The sequence below is a fragment of the Belliella buryatensis genome (genome assembly GCF_900188245.1).
In the GTDB taxonomy this organism is placed as follows: domain Bacteria; phylum Bacteroidota; class Bacteroidia; order Cytophagales; family Cyclobacteriaceae; genus Belliella; species Belliella buryatensis.
Map to the genome: position 1 here is coordinate 154,661 of NZ_FZOK01000003.1, position 17,987 is coordinate 172,647.

General features: G+C 38.9%; 19 protein-coding genes. 6 read left to right on the plus strand and 13 right to left on the minus strand.

Annotated elements, in window-relative coordinates; genetic code table 11:
- Positions 1-73: 73 nt before the first annotated feature.
- Positions 74-1,315, minus strand: coding sequence for a dipeptidase (locus CHB66_RS04285; RefSeq protein ID WP_089238329.1), 1,242 nt, complete (start codon positions 1,313-1,315; stop codon positions 74-76).
- Between the two features lie 183 nt (positions 1,316-1,498).
- On the opposite strand from CHB66_RS04285, the gene CHB66_RS04290 reads away from it, so the two are divergent.
- The 3 genes from CHB66_RS04290 (at position 1,499) to CHB66_RS04300 (ending at position 4,662) form a co-directional block, all read left to right on the plus strand.
- Positions 1,499-2,374, plus strand: coding sequence for a YncE family protein (locus CHB66_RS04290; protein ID WP_089238331.1), 876 nt, complete (start codon positions 1,499-1,501; stop codon positions 2,372-2,374).
- A gap of 129 nt (positions 2,375-2,503) precedes the next feature.
- Positions 2,504-3,505: an acyl-ACP desaturase gene (locus tag CHB66_RS04295; protein ID WP_089238333.1), complete on the plus strand. Its 1,002-nt coding sequence runs from the start codon at positions 2,504-2,506 to the stop codon at positions 3,503-3,505.
- A gap of 302 nt (positions 3,506-3,807) precedes the next feature.
- Positions 3,808-4,662 carry a pirin family protein gene (locus CHB66_RS04300; RefSeq protein ID WP_089238335.1) on the plus strand — a complete coding sequence of 285 codons (855 nt, stop codon included), beginning with the start codon at positions 3,808-3,810 and terminating at the stop codon, positions 4,660-4,662.
- Between the two features lie 289 nt (positions 4,663-4,951).
- On the opposite strand, the gene CHB66_RS04305 is transcribed toward CHB66_RS04300, so the two are convergent.
- The 6 genes from CHB66_RS04305 to CHB66_RS04330 all read right to left on the minus strand — a co-directional run bounded on the left by CHB66_RS04305 (position 4,952) and on the right by CHB66_RS04330 (position 9,979).
- On the minus strand, positions 4,952-5,728 hold the full coding sequence (locus CHB66_RS04305; RefSeq protein WP_089238337.1) for a Rossmann-like and DUF2520 domain-containing protein: 777 nt from the start codon (positions 5,726-5,728) through the stop codon (positions 4,952-4,954).
- A gap of 62 nt (positions 5,729-5,790) precedes the next feature.
- Positions 5,791-6,453 (minus strand): phosphatidylserine decarboxylase family protein, encoded by a 663-nt coding sequence (locus CHB66_RS04310; RefSeq protein WP_089238339.1) that lies wholly within the window; start codon positions 6,451-6,453, stop codon positions 5,791-5,793.
- Between the two features lie 191 nt (positions 6,454-6,644).
- Positions 6,645-7,922 (minus strand): Glu/Leu/Phe/Val family dehydrogenase, encoded by a 1,278-nt coding sequence (locus CHB66_RS04315; RefSeq protein ID WP_089238341.1) that lies wholly within the window; start codon positions 7,920-7,922, stop codon positions 6,645-6,647.
- Between the two features lie 75 nt (positions 7,923-7,997).
- Positions 7,998-8,855: a phosphatidate cytidylyltransferase gene (locus tag CHB66_RS04320; protein WP_089238343.1), complete on the minus strand. Its 858-nt coding sequence runs from the start codon at positions 8,853-8,855 to the stop codon at positions 7,998-8,000.
- Entirely contained in the window at positions 8,839-9,045 is a 207-nt protein-coding gene (locus CHB66_RS04325) for a putative signal transducing protein (protein ID WP_076498693.1), read from the minus strand. The genes CHB66_RS04320 and CHB66_RS04325 overlap by 17 nt, the downstream gene beginning before the upstream one ends.
- Positions 9,020-9,979, minus strand: coding sequence for a CPBP family intramembrane glutamic endopeptidase (locus tag CHB66_RS04330; protein ID WP_089238345.1), 960 nt, complete (start codon positions 9,977-9,979; stop codon positions 9,020-9,022). The genes CHB66_RS04325 and CHB66_RS04330 overlap by 26 nt, the downstream gene beginning before the upstream one ends.
- A gap of 38 nt (positions 9,980-10,017) precedes the next feature.
- Between CHB66_RS04330 and dusB the strand changes: the two genes are divergently transcribed.
- On the plus strand, positions 10,018-11,013 hold the full coding sequence (dusB, locus tag CHB66_RS04335; RefSeq protein WP_089238347.1) for a tRNA dihydrouridine synthase DusB: 996 nt from the start codon (positions 10,018-10,020) through the stop codon (positions 11,011-11,013).
- A 219-nt stretch (positions 11,014-11,232) separates the two neighbouring features.
- Positions 11,233-12,132, plus strand: a complete 900-nt coding sequence (locus CHB66_RS04340) for a DMT family transporter (RefSeq protein ID WP_089238349.1) — start codon at positions 11,233-11,235, stop codon at positions 12,130-12,132.
- A gap of 31 nt (positions 12,133-12,163) precedes the next feature.
- Here CHB66_RS04340 and CHB66_RS04345 read toward each other — a convergent pair whose 3' ends face one another.
- From CHB66_RS04345 to gltX, 5 genes are read right to left on the minus strand one after another with little or no spacing between them, the layout of a single operon-like run.
- Positions 12,164-13,240, minus strand: coding sequence for a DUF3810 domain-containing protein (locus CHB66_RS04345; protein ID WP_089238351.1), 1,077 nt, complete (start codon positions 13,238-13,240; stop codon positions 12,164-12,166).
- Positions 13,241-13,246: 6 nt separating this feature from the next.
- The gene (locus CHB66_RS04350) at positions 13,247-13,828 is read right to left on the minus strand and encodes a NifU family protein (RefSeq protein ID WP_089238353.1); all 582 of its coding nucleotides are present in this window, start codon (positions 13,826-13,828) and stop codon (positions 13,247-13,249) included.
- 60 nt (positions 13,829-13,888) lie between these two features.
- Positions 13,889-14,554 carry a porin family protein gene (locus tag CHB66_RS04355; protein ID WP_089238355.1) on the minus strand — a complete coding sequence of 222 codons (666 nt, stop codon included), beginning with the start codon at positions 14,552-14,554 and terminating at the stop codon, positions 13,889-13,891.
- 8 nt (positions 14,555-14,562) lie between these two features.
- A complete protein-coding gene (locus CHB66_RS04360) occupies positions 14,563-14,769 on the minus strand; it encodes a hypothetical protein (protein ID WP_089238357.1) in 207 nt (68 codons plus the stop codon).
- 47 nt (positions 14,770-14,816) lie between these two features.
- The gene (gene gltX / locus CHB66_RS04365) at positions 14,817-16,355 is read right to left on the minus strand and encodes a glutamate--tRNA ligase (protein ID WP_089238359.1); all 1,539 of its coding nucleotides are present in this window, start codon (positions 16,353-16,355) and stop codon (positions 14,817-14,819) included.
- Between the two features lie 264 nt (positions 16,356-16,619).
- Here gltX and CHB66_RS04370 point away from each other — a divergent pair, with 264 nt between their 5' ends.
- Positions 16,620-17,519 carry a M23 family metallopeptidase gene (locus tag CHB66_RS04370; protein WP_089238361.1) on the plus strand — a complete coding sequence of 300 codons (900 nt, stop codon included), beginning with the start codon at positions 16,620-16,622 and terminating at the stop codon, positions 17,517-17,519.
- A gap of 70 nt (positions 17,520-17,589) precedes the next feature.
- Here the strand turns inward: CHB66_RS04370 and rplS are convergent, their stop codons facing one another.
- Complete coding sequence (gene rplS, locus CHB66_RS04375) at positions 17,590-17,961, minus strand: 50S ribosomal protein L19 (protein WP_089238363.1); 372 nt, start codon at positions 17,959-17,961, stop codon at positions 17,590-17,592.
- Between the last annotated feature and the right edge of the window lie 26 nt (positions 17,962-17,987).

A 17,987-nucleotide genomic window follows, 5' to 3' on the forward strand; every position in this document is an offset into this window, starting at 1 on the left:
CATGATCGGATGGATAAAAAAAGGGAAGCAGCGCTTCCCTTTTTTTGTTTTATGGTTTGTGAATATATAACAATTATTTTCCTGCCGCAGCTTCAACAGCCTTCCAAACACGGAAGAAATTTTGATAACAAATCTTCTCTATGTCGGCTCTAGAATACCCTAGTTTCAACAATTCAGCGATCAAGTTAGGATACATAGAAGCGTCTTTTAATCCTTCAGGAAGGGAGTCTCCTACTCCATCAAAATCTGACCCCAAACCTACATGATCTATACCCACTAGCTTGACCACATGGTCAATGTGCTCAGCTACTTTACTTACATGTACATTAGGTTTATTGGCTTCCATATATTCATTGATGTATTCCTGAGCTGCTTCATCCCTTCTTGTTAGGCCATTTTCTTCTAGCCATGTTGCAATGTGCGCTCTATTTGCGGTATTTTTCTCAGAATATGCCTGATCTAAGAAACTCCCACCAAATGTGATCATGACCATTCCGTCTTTCTCAGCGATCTTTTGGATAACTTCATCTGATACGTTTCTTTCAAAGCCCGGCGTGAATTTCCTCGCAGAGCTATGAGTAGCCACTATCGGTGCCTTGCTGATCTCTGCTACATCAAAGAAGGTTCTATCAGTAATATGGGAGACATCGATGATCATACCCAATCTGTTCATCTCAGCCACAACTTCTTTTCCGAATTCACTAAGCCCACCATGAGTTTCAGCATCATCATAAGAAGAATCACCAACCAAATTATCTTTACCATGGGTCAGCGTCATATATCTAATGCCTTTGTTATAAAAATATTCCACATTACTCAAGTCATCTTCTATAGCGGCAGCATTTTCTATTCCCATAGGAAGCGAAAGCAGACCCTTTTTGAAATTAGCCTCAATCTCTTCTGGGGATTTAGCTAAAGCAATTTTATCAGGCCAAGTAGTTGCTAACCTTTCGACCATCATGATCAAGGTGTCAGCCAAATCTTTTGCCCCACCTCTATCCTGATATCCTGCTGGGATATAGATCGCCATAAACGGCGCATCCATTCCACCTTCCATCGCTCGAACATAATCTATGTTTCCTGACTCTTGTCGATTGATGAAATCATAGACTTCACCTGTCATGGTGTTGCCTTGGTTATACATTCTAAATGGAAGATCCATGTGACCATCTACAATGATGGTGTTTTTAGCGATTTCTTTGGCTATTTCCAGCCTTTCCTCATCAGTGAGTTGGGTGTAATCCACTTCTACAGCCTTTTCGCTACAAGCAAAAGCCATGGCTGCACCAAGCGCTAGGGATAAAATTTTTCTCATAATGTACAGGTTTAGAATCCAATTTAATTAATCCACAAATACCCAAAACCATAAGATTTATAAACGGTTATTATTTGGGTTTAAACCTAAGTAAAGAAAGTCAAAACACTACTTTTAAAATGGTTTGGACAAAAATTATTAACTTAACAAACTATTCATTTTCAATTTATTAATTCAAAAAACATGAAAAAATCCTTATTTATTCAACTCACTATACTAGGAACTTTCCTTCTTGTAGCCTGCGGAGGCGGCTCTAATGAAACTGTCATAGAGGAAGAAAATGAAGACGAAATAGAACCTACCCTTACCCTCTTATGGGAGACGGATGATACGTTGATAACCAACGAATCCGTACTTTATCATGAAGCAACAGGTACTATCTATGTGGCCAACATCGATGGTAATCCTACTGATAAAGACGGTAAAGGCTCCATCAGCATAATAGACAAAGAAGGTAATATCATTGAACAAGAGTGGATAAAAGGAATTGATGCCCCTAAGGGTATGGGGATTACCAATGGCAAATTGTATGTAACCAACATTGATGAACTTGTAGAAATTGATATTGAAACAGCAACTATCAGCAACAGATATGCGGTGGAAGAAGCTGCTTTCCTCAATGATGTGGATGTACACAATGATAGAGTTTATTTCTCTGACATGGCTACTGGCAAAATCCATTTTTTATTGGACGGTGAAATTTATCTCTTTGCAGAAGGACAAAACAATATCAATGGTCTGAGAGTAGGTGGAGATGGTACTTTGTATGGCTTAGATGCAGAAGGGTTGAAAAAATATGATGAGGAAGGAAACTATGAAATGATCAATCAAGAAGTCACAGGTGGGGATGGATTGATTATCATAGATGATAACACTTTTCTAGCAAGTAGATGGCAAGGTGAAATCTACCTTATTCAAAATGGTGTAGCTACACTTCTATTAGATACCAAAATTGAAGAATCTAATACAGCAGATATTGGGTTTATTCCATCAGAGAACATTGTGCTTGTTCCGACGTTCTTCAAAAACAAGGTAGCTGCTTATCAATTGTCCTATTAATTGGACACCCGATTGAGAAATCCAGTTTTCTCTATTCAATTTCAAACGATAGTCCGTACCTTTAATTCAGAATTCACAAAAAAAGAAGGATTATAAAAATTCAATCTTTTTTTGTAGCATAAGATTAATATGAATAAGTCAGAACACATCAATTACGAATTAGAAAAAAATCTTGAAGTCATCAGTCAACTTGACGACTTCGTAGGTTATGCTGTCGACAATACCTTGGTAGACCCAGATGACTGTTGGCAACCTACCGACTTCCTACCAGATATGGGAGAGCCTGATGCTTTTGAGCAAGTCAAACAACTGCAAGAAAGGGCTGCTGGCATTCCAGATACCATCATTACTTCTTTGATAGGGAATATGATCACTGAAGAGGCCTTGCCGAGCTACCAGACTTATTTTAATCTATTAGAGGGAATCAACCCTGAAGGCAACCTCCTTAGTCCATCAGGTTGGGTAAGGTGGTCTAAGGCTTGGACTGCTGAAGAGAATCGTCACGGAGACCTACTCAACAAATACCTTTATCTATCAGGCAGGGCTGATATGAAAAAAGTAGAGCAGACTATCCATAGATTGATCTACAATGGATTTGATCCTAAATCAGAAAAAGATCCATATCAAGCCATTATCTATACCTCATTCCAAGAAAGAGCAACCAAAATTTCTCATGTCAATACAGGTAAACTAGCTGATAAAGCTGGTGATGATGTGCTATCTAGGATTTGTAAAACCATCGCAGGTGATGAAGCAAGACATGAAAAAGCCTACAAGTCCTTTATGTCTGAGATCTTCAATATCGATCCAAATGGAGCAATATTGGCATTTGAAAAAATGATGCGTAAGCAGATCGTCATGCCAGCAGTATTGATGGGAAAAGGTAGTGCTAACCCTAGCCTTTTTGATCAATTCTCTGCTATAACACAAAAAATCGGAGTTTACACTGGCTGGGATTATGCGAGAATCATTGAACACTTGGTGAAACTATGGAAGATTGAGTCTCTTACAGGTTTATCAGATGCTGCTGCCAAAGCTCAGGATTACCTATCGGGCCTGTCAGATAGATATATGCGGGTAGCTGATAGAATGAAAGCTCCTGACGAAGTTCAGCTAGCTTGGTTGAAATAAGATTAAACATTGTTCCATGACAACATCAAAAGCACTGATTTAAAATTCAGTGCTTTTTTGTTGCCCCCTTATCTCATTCACACTTACTTAGATCCATAGTCTTTTATGGGATCAATCATTTTCTTACTACTGAGAGACAAATAGAATAAGCAGAAGGTCAAATAGCATCCGCATAGATGCCTAAAATCAGCGTTAACTGTGTTCCCTCTAAATGACTTACAGTCAGAACACACAATATTTTTCAGGCAAAGGGAACAATTTAATCAAATTCTTGATTTCATGTATATACATTAAATACTGTTATGATAACAATCAAAAGAATACATGCCGCTGCTTATCATCCGATAGCTGATTTGATCACATATAATCCACTTCCTTCTCATAATCTAAGGCAGATAGATCCATTTATTTTCCTCAATCACCATGGCCATCAGACTTATCCAAAAAATAATAATGGTCTTCCTTTTGGTCCACATCCACATAGGGGAATGGAGACAGTGACATTTATCCTAGAAGGAGACATCATGCATATGGACTCTGGAGGACACGAATCTGTCATCGAAGCAGGTGGAATTCAGTGGATGACAGCTGGAAGCGGTTTGATCCACGCAGAGGTGAGTTCTGAGAAGTTCAAAAAAGAAGGTGGAGATCTTGAAATCCTGCAACTATGGGTCAACTTACCTGCAAAGCATAAGATGACCAAGCCAAAGTATATTGGTCTACAAAAAGATGAAATCACAAGTTTTAAACTAGATAATGGAAAAATCAACGTACAACTCATAGCTGGAGAATGGAATGGTAATCAGGGATCATTTGAAACCATCTCTCCGATAACTCTGAGTACTATTCACATGACGGAAGGAAGTAGTCTCACCAAGGAAATTCCTCAGGAAGAAAACATCTTCTTCTACATCGTCAAAGGAGCAGTACAGGTTCAAGGAGAGACTATTCCTTATCGTAACCTAGTCGAATTTAACAATGATGGAGAAAGTCTGACAGTGAAAGCTCCGGAGGATACTATTATCATTCTAGGTCATGCCAAGCCTTTCAATGAGCCTATGGTTGCCCAAGGACCTTTTGTCATGAATACACAACAAGAAATCATGCAAGCCTATCAAGATTACCAAGCAGGAAAATTTGGAACTTGGGATCATTAATATGAGTATCCGCAATGTTTCACGTTATGAAAAATGAGGTATTACATTATGCGAATACTCGTCAACAGACAATAGTCAACCGAAAATGAAACGGTATATTCTGTTGTTAATTGTTCGGCTACGTGCAAGTAAGCGGATATACATAAAAATTAAATATTCCTGAAGAAAACCACACAAATTCAATTGTTACGAGTTTGTGTGGTTTTTTATGATTCATTCTGGCTATCGGCGATCATACACAAATCAGAATTTTTTAATCTTCCAATCTTAAAAATTCATAATCTACTCCTCAATTCACATCAATGATATCCTGTGAAATCAACTTATAGATTTCAGCAACTTGTTCATTGTAACTCAAAAATTGATAATGACTATCCAAAGTGCTATAATCTCCTCTGACGGCTGGACCTGTTTGCGATTTTTTTGCCCCTAGCTGGAGACTTTTGCTGATAGATTCTATAATCAGTGGTTTGAGCATCTCAAAATCCAATCCTTGCCTACCCATAATTTCCTCTGAGAGCCGAATCATGTGGTTGGTGAAATTACTAGCAAATACAGCTGCCACATGTAGTGCCAACCGATCTTTAGACTTGACTAGGTAAACTTGGTTTGAAAGGCTTTTGGCAAGCTTTTTAATTTTTTGTAAAGTCTCTTGATCTTCTGATTCGATCAAAAAAGGAACATCCTCAAAATCTATCTCTCTACCCTTGGTGAAAGTCTGTAGAGGATAAAAAATACCCGTATAAGAAGCGGAACTATAACCTAGTATGCTTAGCGGAACAGTTCCTGAAGTATGTATAAGTATACTTTCTTCTGGAAGGATAATTTCATCTGCTATGTCTGAAATAACAGTATCGCTTACAGCCAAAATAAAAATCTCTGCTTTACTTTCCGAAAAATCCAAGCTATCCTTTGGTTCAGCGACATATACTTTATCACAAAGTTTAGAAGCAGCGGTGATATCCCTTCCATAGACTTCGGTCACCGTATGTCCAGCATTTTCCAAAGCTGGAACTAAGTGAGAGGCGACATTACCGGTTCCTAATACTGCTATCTTGAACTTCATGATGAAAGATATAAAAATCCCACGAAGGCTACAGGGAAAAAATCAAATTTCCCAATAGCTCATCAGCTCTTTAATCTAGCTATAGGTGTTCTACCACCTTTAGTTTTTTGATCCATGTGAACCAATACCTCTGTATCCAGAGGAAGGAACACATCCACCCTTGACCCAAACTTTATAAAACCATATTCCCCACACTGCTGAAGTGGTGACCCTGCATCTACGTACCATTTGATCCTTCTTGCCAGTGCACCAGCAATCTGTCTTACCAGTAGCTTGGTCCCATCAGTACCTTTGATAACCATGGTGGTTCTTTCGTTCTCAGTACTGGACTTTGGATGCCAAGCCACCAAATATTTTCCTGGATGATATTTGAAGAATTCCACTATCCCAGTGATAGGAGATCTATTCACATGTACATTGAATGGAGACATAAAAATTGAAACCTGTACTCTTTTATCCTTAAAATATTCATCTTCTACCACTTCTTCAATCACCACAACCTTACCATCTGCTGGGGCATAGACCATTCCGTCATCTTTCCTGACTGGTACATAAGGATTCCTAAAAAACTGGAGAATAATTACATAAAAAACCACACTGACCAAAAGCACCACATTGAGCAGGACTTCTTGAGAGGGTAAATAATAATACAATGCATAATTGATAGCTGTCAATATAATTAGTAGCCAAAACAAGAGCTTTCTTCCTTCTTTGTGTATAGTCATGATTCAGTAGGTTGTATCTTTATATAGATTATTTTCATTGGCTATTATTTCTCCTTAAAACAGAGAATTCGAGCCTTAGAAAGCCATTATTCTATATGAAATGCTAGATTTTTAAGCATTCTTGGTATAGAAAAAGGTGTGAAAGCACAAACTTCCACACCTCAAATATAATAAACTTTAGATTCCTGCTGTTAGAAGCCTCCTCTGAAAGTATAAGTCTTGGCGACTTTGTCGATTGCTACTATATATGCAGCAATTCTCATCGGTACATCGTACTTGATAGAAGCTTCATAGACATGGTCAAAGGCATCCTTCATGATTCTGTCCGATCTTCTATTCACTCTTTCGGCAGTCCACTTGTAACCCAATCTATTCTGCACCCATTCAAAATAGGAAACTGTCACACCACCCGCATTGGCAAGGATATCAGGCACAGCCATAATTCCTTTTTCATTGATGATCGCGTCAGCTTTTGCAGAGGTAGGCCCATTTGCACCTTCTACGATCAGCTTGGCTTTGATCCTATCCACATTATGTATAGTAATCACATCCTCCACAGCTGCAGGTACCAAGACATCCACATCCAGCTCTAGAAGCTCCATGGGATCGTTTAGCTTTTCGGCCCCTTTGAAACCTTCAAGAGTGCCATTATTCCCATCTCTATAGGCAATTGCTTCTTGAATATTGATCCCATTTACGTTATGATATGCTCCTGAGATATCAGATATAGCGACGATTTTTAAACCTCTTTCTTCTAATAGTAAGGAAGCCCAAGAACCTACATTTCCAAAACCTTGAACAGCACAAGTAGCCTGAAAAGGATTGATTTTTAATTTCTGCATAGCTGCAAGTGCAGATACCATTACGCCACGTCCAGTAGCCTCTGTTCTTCCTAGAGAACCACCTAGTACCAATGGTTTACCAGTGACTACAGAATTGACTGTCATCCCTTTTGCCTTAGAGTACTCATCCATCAACCAAGCCATTTCTCTTGGCCCTGTACCCATATCTGGAGCTGGGATATCTTTGTCAGGCCCGAATACATCCAGCATAGCTAATGTATAAGCTCTCATTAATCTTTCGATCTCTCCTTTGGACATTTCACGTGGATTACATCTCACACCACCTTTTCCACCCCCGTAAGGGATGTCTACTACGGCGCATTTCCATGTCATCCAAGCTGCCAAAGCTTTTACTTCGTCCAGGTGAACATCGGGAGCAAATCTAATCCCTCCCTTTGCAGGGCCCAAAATATTGGAGTGAATTACACGGATACCTTCAAACACCTGGATTTTTCCATTGTCCATGGTGATTGGTAGGGATACGATCACTTGTTTAGCGGGATTTTTTAAAACGTTGTAGACTTCTTCAGAAAGTCCAAGTTTTTCAGCTGCGAGGTTAAACCTTTCCATCATTGACTCCAACGGATTCTCTGCATCCTTAATTGGAGCCGGTTCAATGTAAGCCATATTGGGTTTTTTTAGTTGAGCTTGTTGAATTACAATACAATATTAAGGAGTATTTTCAATATCGAATAGGCATTTTTAAAAGATTTTCAAAAAGGCAGCGATAAATGGTGCCGATAATAACAATCCGTCAAAACGGTCCATAAACCCACCATGCCCAGGGAGAATTCTTCCAGAATCTTTGATCTCTATACTCCGCTTGAAAAGGGACTCAATCAGGTCTCCATAAGTCCCTGCAATGATGACAATTGTAGTAATGCAAAACCACTGCCACTCTGGTAAAGCTGTGAAATATTTGCTCAAAACATAAGCTACTGTATATGCCAGAATCGCCCCTCCGAGAAACCCTTCCCAAGATTTCTTTGGAGATACGCGCTCAAATAATTTTGTCTTACCAAACTTAGTCCCCGCAAAATATGCTCCAGTATCAGATGCCCATAAAATAAATAATGCCCCGACTATCACTTCATAGTGAAAAGTCCCATCAACAGAAAATGCCGCGAGATTCAGTAGTGCAAAAGGAACTGCTACATAGAAAATCCCCAAGAAAGTAAATGCTACTCCTGTAAAGGGTTTTTTATCTGACTTTCTATACAACTTGATAAAAAACACCAAGGATGACAATGGGAATATCAAGAAATAATATTTGTCCTGCAGATGCTGCATCTCGATCAGAAAAGAAAGGCAGAAAATAATCACCCCGAGAAGTGTCCCAAAACTCTTAAGCGGCAACATCCCGTCCAGCCCAGATAATTTGTAAAACTCCATTTGGGAAAATGCTAAGATAGTCCCAAAGATCAGAAAGTAGCTCCATTCACTGTAGACTGACCCAAAGACAATCACTGTCGCCCCGATCAATGCTGTGATGACACGTTGTCCCAGATTACTGTAATTGTTGATATTAAATCTTGATCTGAGCTTAAAAGGTGATCTCATTCTGAATTATTTTTGAGGCTTCTTGATGGTCCTTTTCTGGCACCATCACTTCTGAATACCCGTGTATTTTGTAGGCAGATTCTTTTTTGTTGAGAATAAAAGCGGGTATTCCATGGGACTCCAGGACACCTTTGACGATCTCAGCCCTGACTGGCGATCCGTCCTCAAATACTTTGCTCCAATTTTTCATCGGTAATAATGGGTTTACTTTTGTCTTTAAAAAGCCTCAAACTGATCAATAATATTATCAACCCCCCCAAAGCAATTGGCCAAGAAACTGTATTCGTTTGTTCGATATCGAATTCTACCTTGCCCAATTTGTTCAAATATACTAAAACTACGGTAAAGGTATTGTTTAGGATATGGGCTATGATAGGATAGACCAAACTTCCAGAATAAAGATATAGATAGCCAAATATTCCCCCTAATAACATCCTAGGAAAAAATCCATAAAATTGGAAATGAATAGCCGAAAATATGAATGCTGTAATCCAAACACCTAAGTGGGCATTGCCAGTATACTGATGTAGCTTAGGTTGTAGTACACCTCTAAATAGCAATTCCTCTCCAAGACCTGCCAAAACTCCAATGACTAAAATCCCCATCATCAATTCAGTCGTAGAATCAAAGTCAGTTAAATATTTTGTCAATGCCATCAAGTCGTCTTCCTTTTCTCGCAAAACTTTTTCTAATTCTGACAAAAATGCAGGAAACTGGACATTCCCATTTAAATCAATCAATAATGCATTGAACATCATGCCTCCAAAGAGCACAAACAACATGATAACAAAAGGAATGAACTTAAAGTTAGCAAGTTGTTGTTTGTAGCCCATATCTGCTTTGTCTATCAGCTTGGCTATCAAAAAGGCCGCCACAATAAAACCAAAACCTGCTCCAAGTCCTTGCACGAATAAGAAGGCCATGCGGGCATTGGGGTTGGCACTTTGAGAGGTCAGTACAGCTATAAGCTCATCAAGTGGGATATTAAATATTGGATGAACCAAGAGTACTGCCAGACCCTGAAGCAGGGCAAGTACTCCAAAACTCACCAAAACAGTAACGACTAGAGACAATAACCAGTTACTTTTACTGGCAATTGCGGATCGGGTTTTATAAATCTCCATAATTGCGGTAAATTTACACGATAAAATAGATTTGAGAAGTGGTTAAGATAGGAAACTTAGAATTAGGGGAATTTCCATTGCTTTTGGCACCTATGGAAGATGTCAGTGATCCACCTTTCCGAGCTGTATGCAAGGAAAATGGAGCTGATCTGATGTATACAGAATTCATCAGCTCAGAAGGGCTGATCCGAGATGCTGCCAAAAGTGTTCAAAAACTTGATATATACGATTACGAAAGACCAATAGGAATACAAATTTTTGGAAATGAAATAGAGTCCATGCGTGAAGCAGCGGCCATCGCAGCCGAGGCAGGTCCGGATATTCTTGACATCAACTATGGCTGTCCTGTCAATAAAGTTGCATGTAAAGGGGCTGGAGCTGGTATTTTATTGGATATTGATAAAATGGTGTCTATGACTGCTGAAATCGTGAAGGCAGTAAATATCCCTGTGACAGTCAAAACAAGATTAGGCTGGTCACAAGACACCATAAAAATAGTAGAAGTGGCAGAAAGGTTGCAAGATGTGGGTATACAGGCTATTAGCATACACGCCCGTACCAGACAACAGATGTACAAAGGAGAAGCTGATTGGTCATACCTCAATCAAGTGAAAGCTAATCCAAGATTACATATTCCTGTATTCGGTAACGGTGACATTGATTCACCTCAAAAAGCCAAAGAATACCGGGAAAAATATAATGTAGACGGAATGATGATCGGGAGGGCTTCTATTGGCTATCCTTGGATTTTCAATGAAATAAAACATTATTTTGCTACGGGGGAAATGCTCCAAGCACCAAGCCTACAAGAAAGAATCAATGTAACCAAAAAGCATTTGGATTTTTCTGTCCAATGGAAAGGAGAAAAACAAGGAATTCTAGAGATGAGAAGGCATTACACCAATTATTTCAGAGGAATGCCTAATTTTAAACCTTTCAGAACAGAGATGGTCACTGCTGAAAGTTACGATCAAGTACTAAGTCTTTTGGATCAAGTAGCAGAAGTCTATGCTGATTACGAGTTTTCTAAATAAATAATATGAGTATCCGCAATGTTACACGATACGAAAAATGAGGCATTACATTTAGCGCATACTCGTCAACAGACAATAGTCAACCGAAAATGAAATCGTACATTCTATATTAATTGTTCGGCTAAGTGCAAGTAAGCGGATATATATAATAAATAAAGATGAAATATGAAGTCAGTACCTCAGTATTGGCTCCTTCATTTTAACCCATCACAACCATCAATGACCCGAGACATCCAAGCAGAAAGCACGCTAAAGGCATGGGGCTTTCTTATCATCCTAGCACTCATCTGGGGAAGTTCATTTATTTTGATCAAAAGAGGTCTTGAAGTATACTCCCCTGGGGAGGTTGGAGCATTTAGGATTGTAGCCGCTGGAATGGTATTACTTCCTTTGTCTTTGCCTAGGCTGAAATCACTGAATAAAAGACAAGTTAAAAATCTGATCATTGTAGGACTTGTAGGGAGTTTTATCCCGGCATTCCTTTTTGCTAAAGCTCAAACCCAACTCAGTAGTTCTCTTACTGGAGTGTTCAATGCCATGACGCCACTCTTTGTGGTCATCATCGGAGCGATTTTCTTTGGCGCAAGGATCACGAGAAGAAATACAATAGGTTTATTGATTGCGTTTGTTGGAGTTGTAATCCTACTGACTGTAAAGGAGGGTGTAGGCTTTGGGACATTTTCGGAGATCAATTCCTATGCATTTTATGTATTACTCGCTTGCGTTTGTTATGGAATCAATTTGAATATCATCAAGTACAGGTTCGTGGAATTGAAGCCTGTAGCTATCACTGCGATCTCCTTATTGATGGTGCTACCTGCCGCTTTGGTGTTTTTATTTGCAGCAACAGATTTTTCATTTAAGATTACCCATGTGGAAGGAGGATTGGTGGCAGCAGGCTATATCACCATTTTAGGTGTAGTAGGTACCGCCCTTGCACTTATCCTATTCAATATCATGGTCAAAGTAGCCACACCTGTTTTCGCAAGCTCTGTCACCTATTTGATACCAATTGTGGCGATTATGTGGGGACTTCTGGACGGTGAAGTTCTTTTGCTAGGTCATTATTTGGGTATTGCTGCCGTAATCTTTGGAGTTTGGGTAGGAAATAGAAGGTAAACTCTTGGCTCAAATTTCCTCTACTGATACTTCAATCCTCCGATTTCAGCCTTTTTCTCCAAGCATGCGCCAACATAGGTAACTGCTGATAGCTTAAAACTCCAGCCTTTACACCTTGAGTTTTCAAAAACAAATCGTTCGACTTTCTACTGATTTCAAGGTTAATAGGCTTATATTTTTCAGCATTTTTATTGATAGAGATCAGGTCATTCTTGATGCCGAGGGGTAGGGTTCTATAAAAATGAGTGTACAATTCTTTAGACATTCTATAGAGGTCATTCATCTGATAGCGAAGTAGTCTTAGCTGAGCTGAATACTGTAATAGAATATCATCACTATTAGAGCCGATTACCCAAGCAATAAAATTGGCCTCTCCCTCGTCAGTCACCCCATAGCTATGGGCCATCTCGTGAGCAATGGTAAATGGCTTCTCCAAAGGATGTAGTGTGGGATCTATATAGCTTTCGCCTGTATATGGAAAATAAATTCCCAAAATACCCATTTTACGCATAAACCCTGCTGGGTAAAATTCCTTTGTGCGTGGCTCTCCTGTAAAGTTCATGCCTAGTAAATATAGGTGCTCCCTCATATTTGCCCTAACCATGCGTTCCAATTCTGCATATGGCATTATCGAATCTATCGCTACGGTATCATCCATGATCAAAGGTCTAAGCTGATTTAAGAGATTCCTAGTCAATTCCAATTCAGGAATCAACTCCTCTTCAATCATGGGTTTAGGTTGCATCCCAATTTGTTCAAAAACAGGAATTCTTTGATAATTATAGCCCCAAAGCACAAGAAAAAAGAAAATCAGTGCTCCCAGGTAATTGAACAAAGAGCGAATGGAGTAACCTAACTTTGCCTTCCAGCCAGTCTTTTTGAAAAAGTGGTAAAAATAAATCCCAAAAAACAAAAATACAGAGGCAATGAAGATATAAACTGTGGGAAATGGTAACTTGGAAATGCTCAAATCAATTACATTCCTAATGCCAGGGAAAAACTTCCTAGAATAGATTTCTTCAGTTTTTTCCGGTGACTGAATAGCAAAATGCCTGATCAGCAAGCTGATCAGGCCTAAAATGGTCCAGGTCCAATTCCCTCTTAACATGTCAGATTAAACACCTTGTGCTTGCACTTCCTTCACTTCAGGAAGCATTCTAGTTAGAAGATTTTCAATACCAGCTTTCAAGGTTACTGTACTAGAAGGGCAGCCAGAACAACTCCCTTGAAGGAGCACTTTAACGATTCCATCTTGAAAACTATGGAAAACAATAGCACCTCCATCTTGCTCTACAGCAGGTCTGATATATTCATCTAGTATTCCTTTTATTTTTTTAACTACTTCAGAGTCATTTTCATCAAAAAGTGGATCCTGATCAAACTCAGCTTTTACAGGAGCTTGACCTGATTCTAAATAAGTTTTGATCTGATTTCTAACAATATCCTGAACTTCTATCCAATCTACATCTTCTTTCTTTGTCACTGTCACAAAGTTAGATGCAATAAAAACTCGATCTACTGCTGCAAAGTTGAATAGCTCTTGTGCTAAAGGAGAGTTTTCGGCACTTTCCACATCTGGATAATCGAAACTTATGCCATCATCTACCAACATAAAATTCACCACAAACTTGAGAGAGTTTGGGTTTGGGTTGGCTTCCATATAAATTGTTGTAGGTCTTTTTTGCGCTTGTAACATGATATCATTCGTCTAAGTCAATATGATAAGATAAACAGCAATAGTGCTGTTAAGTTCCTTTTATTTCTTGTTTTGCCATTTGGGCTTGATGATTTGAAAAAGATAAGTCAGTGTAAACTCTAGATTGGTAGAGGTCATATCAAAAATCCTATCCTGAGTCTCAGGCCTACTGAAGTCATACGAAAACCGTACCTCTCCAGCCAATGTACTTTTCCCAAACAGTTTTGATAAGCCCGCTCCTGCAGAAAGCCCATACAACAGCCTTCTAGGACTATCGTTTGCACCACCATAAGTAGGCAGCAACCCACTCGCCTCGTACTCCCTTTGTGTATCGGAAGCATTGAGCAAATAGCCAAAATGTGTTCCTAACTTGATATGAAACCTGCCCTTATTACCAAAATAAAAATTAGACATAAAAGGTAACTTAAGGTAATCCAAGCGAGTCTGATTGGTTCTGTCCAAAGTGTCGCGTTGTGTATAGCCTAGCTGGATATACTGAAGTTCAATTTGAGCTCCTGCATTTTTGGCTAAAAACTGCTCTATGACGAAGCTGTAGGTAGGTGCTGTGATTCCTGGAGATCTGGTAGTTCTAGCCCCTGGTGTAAATCTATAGCTGTAATTTGAAACAGAATAACCTCCACGGAATCCTACACTCGTTTGAGCATAGACTGATTCACTTAACAGACTTGCTATAAAAATGAAAAAGAGAATAAGAGTTTTACGCATATGAATGCCTATTTTTCTTTCCCCTTTTTGATTTCATCAATATCTTCCCTGTCTTTGAGTTTTTTGTCCTCCACATTTTTATTGAGAAATTCATTGAGCTTATCAATAGGAAAAGAACTTGAAATCTCTCCAAAAGAATCGATATTCATTTTAAAACCCTCAAGGTCTTTGTGGACTTTTGGGGTCTCTTCCTTTTTTTTCGACTTTTTAGCCATAAGAAATGATTTTTTACAGGGAGAGGAATGCTCTCCCTGTTTTAGATTTATGATTGTACATGTAATGTATCTAACGCAAATGCAATTCTTTTGATCAGTTCATCTTTGCCAATGATCACAAAAACAGCCATCAAATCTGGTCCAGCACCCACACCAGTGACTGCCAGCCTGACTGCTTGCATCACCTTCCCAAACTTAATTTCGTTATCTGAAGCAGCTTGTTCTAGCAAGGCTTTTGCTGATTCAGCAGTCAAAGCTTCTTGGCTAACTTCCAACTTGCTTTTGTATGTCGTCAGCACTGTCACTGCTTCTTGATTCCACTTCTTGGAAGATACCGCTTCGTCAAACTGAGTTGGCGCTACAAGCATGAACCTACCTTCTCTCCACAAATCAGCAGGAAAAGTAGCTCTTTCTTTCATAATGGCAGCTATTTGTGCTGCTTTATCAAGTGATACAGTCAAGCCCTCTTTTTCCAAATCAGCAATCAGATATGCAGCCAATTCTTCATCAGACTTGCTTCTAAGATATTGCTCATTGTACCACTTGGCCTTATTTATGTCAAATTTAGTCCCTGATTTACCAATTCTTTCGATAGAAAAAGCTTGTACTAATTCATCCAAATTGAATATCTCTCTATGATCACCAGGGTTCCATCCTAAGAATGCGAGAAAGTTCAAAAATGCATCAGGTAAATATCCTGCTTCTCTAAAACCTATGACCTTATCTCCAGTATTGGGATCAGTCCAATCCATCGGGAATACAGGAAAACCATGCTTGTCGGCATCTCTTTTAGAAAGCTTGCCATTACCATCTGGCTTAAGCAACAAAGGAAGATGTGCAAACTGTGGCATGGTATCTTCCCAGCCAAAATACTTATATAGAAGTACGTGAAGTGGAGCAGATGGCAACCATTCTTCGCCTCGGATTACATGTGTGATCCCCATCAAGTGATCATCTACAATATTTGCCAAATGATAAGTCGGCATACCATCAGATTTCATGAGAACCTTATCATCCAAGGTGTTTGAATGTACCATAACCCAACCACGGATCATATCATTCAGCCTTACTTCTTCCTTTCTAGGGATTTTGATTCTAATGACGTACGGCTCTCCAGATGCCAATCTTGCTTTTACCTCATCTTCTGGTAAAGTAAGGGAGTTTTTCATCTGAGTTCTGGTGATGGAATTGTACTGTGGAGATACTACTCTCGCTGCAGTCAAGCGCTCACGCATAGCGTCCAGCTCCTCAGATGTATCGAAAGCATAATAGGCATGCCCCTTTTCTACCAAATCTAGCGCGTACTGCATGTACATAGGCTTTCGCTCTGATTGTCTGTATGGACCACAAGCTCCGGGATTCCAAGGACTCTCGTCAGGAGCTATCCCCAGCCAATCCAAAGCTTCTTTGATATATTCTTCAGCCCCTGGTACAAATCGAGTCTGATCAGTATCTTCTATTCTCAATAAAAATTTCCCACCCATCTTACGGGCAAAAAGGTAATTGTAAAGGGCTGTTCTTACACCCCCAATATGAAGCGCCCCTGTAGGGGATGGTGCAAATCTTACGCGTACTTCTCTATTCATTTGTTGTGATTTTCTGATTAATTGAAAATTTGATGTTCCATGTATGTAAAACTGCAAATATCAATCTACAAAGATAAGGAAATCAAAGGTTGAAACCTTATTTTTCTCCAGGATAGGGATAAAAAAGAAAGTTGGGAAAAAGTGATAAGACATTTAAGGCGAAGAATAACCAATTGATTTTTTACATTTAAACTTTAAATTTAATTCTAAACTCCCTTTATTTGAAATACTATTTTAAACTTAACTAAAAACGTATTTAATTTTATGAAACTACGATTATTAATTTTCACCTTATTTTTAATTTCCTCTCATGCCTATTCACAGATCGCTCTAAAATCAGATAGAGATACTGATGGTAATGTGACCATATATGCAGAAAATAGCACACCTATACCATATACAGTCACGATCTATTACAAAAATCTTCAAAACTTGATACCTGATGGAGGAATGACATCAATCAAAGTTGTACCACCAGGACAGTCACTGGTTGCCAAACTCAAAAGAAGCAACCCCTCACAATCTTCAACAAACCTAAACTACAGTTTTATCTATAGGCCAGGAGACTACAGAGCGAAAGCCGATGATAATTTTGTTTACCTTCCTCCTGTCAAAAGTGGGGAGGTGATTAAAGCAACTCCAATGACCCATATTGAAAACGCCCTCCGAAACGAGGAAGTGAATGATAGCTACGTAGGTCTTTCTATCACCTTTGAAGAGCCTACCATTATATCGGCTCCAAGAAAAGGCATCGTTTCAGACATGAAAATAAACGAAGAGATTGAAGGAAATAATGTATTTTTCAATGCAATAGACAATTTTATAGAACTCTATCATGGAGATGGTGTCTTTACAAGAATTAAAGTGCTCAAACCTGGAAGTGCAATGGTAAAGGTTGGTGACACTGTTTTTCCTGGAGACCCTTTAGCAGAATCAGCTGGCGAAAATTATGGAGCAGGACCTCACGTAAGGATGGTACAAAGTAGATTGGTGAAATCAGGTGAGTTAATCACTCGTGAAAATTTTGAAGTCCTTTTACGAGGATCTGAGGGTAAAGGTATTCAAATCAAGGAAAGGACTGAGATATTGGTTGAACATCCTGAGGAAATGATTATTTTAGAAATGACTAAAAAAGAAAAGAAAAAGCATTTACTCAAACAATAAAAAAGCCTTAGTCTAAAAACATAAAAAGGAAATCCAAATGGATTCCCTTTTTATCTTGAAACAAGAAAGCTTAAGAGTCTTTTCTTACTCTGATTTTTTCTTTGATTCTAGCAGCTTTACCTTGACGTCCTCTTAGATAGAACAATCTAGCTCTTCTAACTTTACCTTCTCTTAGCAATTCGATTTTTTCGATTGATGGAGAAAGGATAGGGAAGATTCTTTCTACCCCGATACCATTAGAGATTTTTCTTACTGTGAAGGTTTCACCATTGGTGTTCACATTTTTTCTCTGGATTACAGTACCTTGGAACTGCTGGATACGCTCTTTGTTACCTTCTTTGATTCTTACGTGAACATTGATAGTATCTCCTGCCTTGAAAGAAGGGAATGAAGATCTTACTTCACTGTATTCCGCTTCTACAAATTTGATTAGTTCGCTCATAGCTTTGTATTTTATGTGCTTGTAGC

What these genes read in the sequence shown, in the direction of transcription:
- CHB66_RS04285 (WP_089238329.1), bottom strand. Translation starts at nt 1,315, where the DNA reads ATGAGAAAAATTTTATCCCTAGCGCTTGGTGCAGCCATGGCTTTTGCT.
- CHB66_RS04290 (WP_089238331.1), top strand. Translation starts at nt 1,499, where the DNA reads ATGAAAAAATCCTTATTTATTCAACTCACTATACTAGGAACTTTCCTT.
- CHB66_RS04295 (WP_089238333.1), top strand. Translation starts at nt 2,504, where the DNA reads ATGAATAAGTCAGAACACATCAATTACGAATTAGAAAAAAATCTTGAA.
- CHB66_RS04300 (WP_089238335.1), top strand. Translation starts at nt 3,808, where the DNA reads ATGATAACAATCAAAAGAATACATGCCGCTGCTTATCATCCGATAGCT.
- CHB66_RS04305 (WP_089238337.1), bottom strand. Translation starts at nt 5,728, where the DNA reads ATGAAGTTCAAGATAGCAGTATTAGGAACCGGTAATGTCGCCTCTCAC.
- CHB66_RS04310 (WP_089238339.1), bottom strand. Translation starts at nt 6,453, where the DNA reads ATGACTATACACAAAGAAGGAAGAAAGCTCTTGTTTTGGCTACTAATT.
- CHB66_RS04315 (WP_089238341.1), bottom strand. Translation starts at nt 7,922, where the DNA reads ATGGCTTACATTGAACCGGCTCCAATTAAGGATGCAGAGAATCCGTTG.
- CHB66_RS04320 (WP_089238343.1), bottom strand. Translation starts at nt 8,855, where the DNA reads ATGAGATCACCTTTTAAGCTCAGATCAAGATTTAATATCAACAATTAC.
- CHB66_RS04325 (WP_076498693.1), bottom strand. Translation starts at nt 9,045, where the DNA reads ATGAAAAATTGGAGCAAAGTATTTGAGGACGGATCGCCAGTCAGGGCT.
- CHB66_RS04330 (WP_089238345.1), bottom strand. Translation starts at nt 9,979, where the DNA reads ATGGAGATTTATAAAACCCGATCCGCAATTGCCAGTAAAAGTAACTGG.
- CHB66_RS04340 (WP_089238349.1), top strand. Translation starts at nt 11,233, where the DNA reads ATGACCCGAGACATCCAAGCAGAAAGCACGCTAAAGGCATGGGGCTTT.
- CHB66_RS04345 (WP_089238351.1), bottom strand. Translation starts at nt 13,240, where the DNA reads ATGTTAAGAGGGAATTGGACCTGGACCATTTTAGGCCTGATCAGCTTG.
- CHB66_RS04350 (WP_089238353.1), bottom strand. Translation starts at nt 13,828, where the DNA reads ATGTTACAAGCGCAAAAAAGACCTACAACAATTTATATGGAAGCCAAC.
- CHB66_RS04355 (WP_089238355.1), bottom strand. Translation starts at nt 14,554, where the DNA reads ATGCGTAAAACTCTTATTCTCTTTTTCATTTTTATAGCAAGTCTGTTA.
- CHB66_RS04360 (WP_089238357.1), bottom strand. Translation starts at nt 14,769, where the DNA reads ATGGCTAAAAAGTCGAAAAAAAAGGAAGAGACCCCAAAAGTCCACAAA.
- gltX (WP_089238359.1), bottom strand. Translation starts at nt 16,355, where the DNA reads ATGAATAGAGAAGTACGCGTAAGATTTGCACCATCCCCTACAGGGGCG.
- CHB66_RS04370 (WP_089238361.1), top strand. Translation starts at nt 16,620, where the DNA reads ATGAAACTACGATTATTAATTTTCACCTTATTTTTAATTTCCTCTCAT.
- rplS (WP_089238363.1), bottom strand. Translation starts at nt 17,961, where the DNA reads ATGAGCGAACTAATCAAATTTGTAGAAGCGGAATACAGTGAAGTAAGA.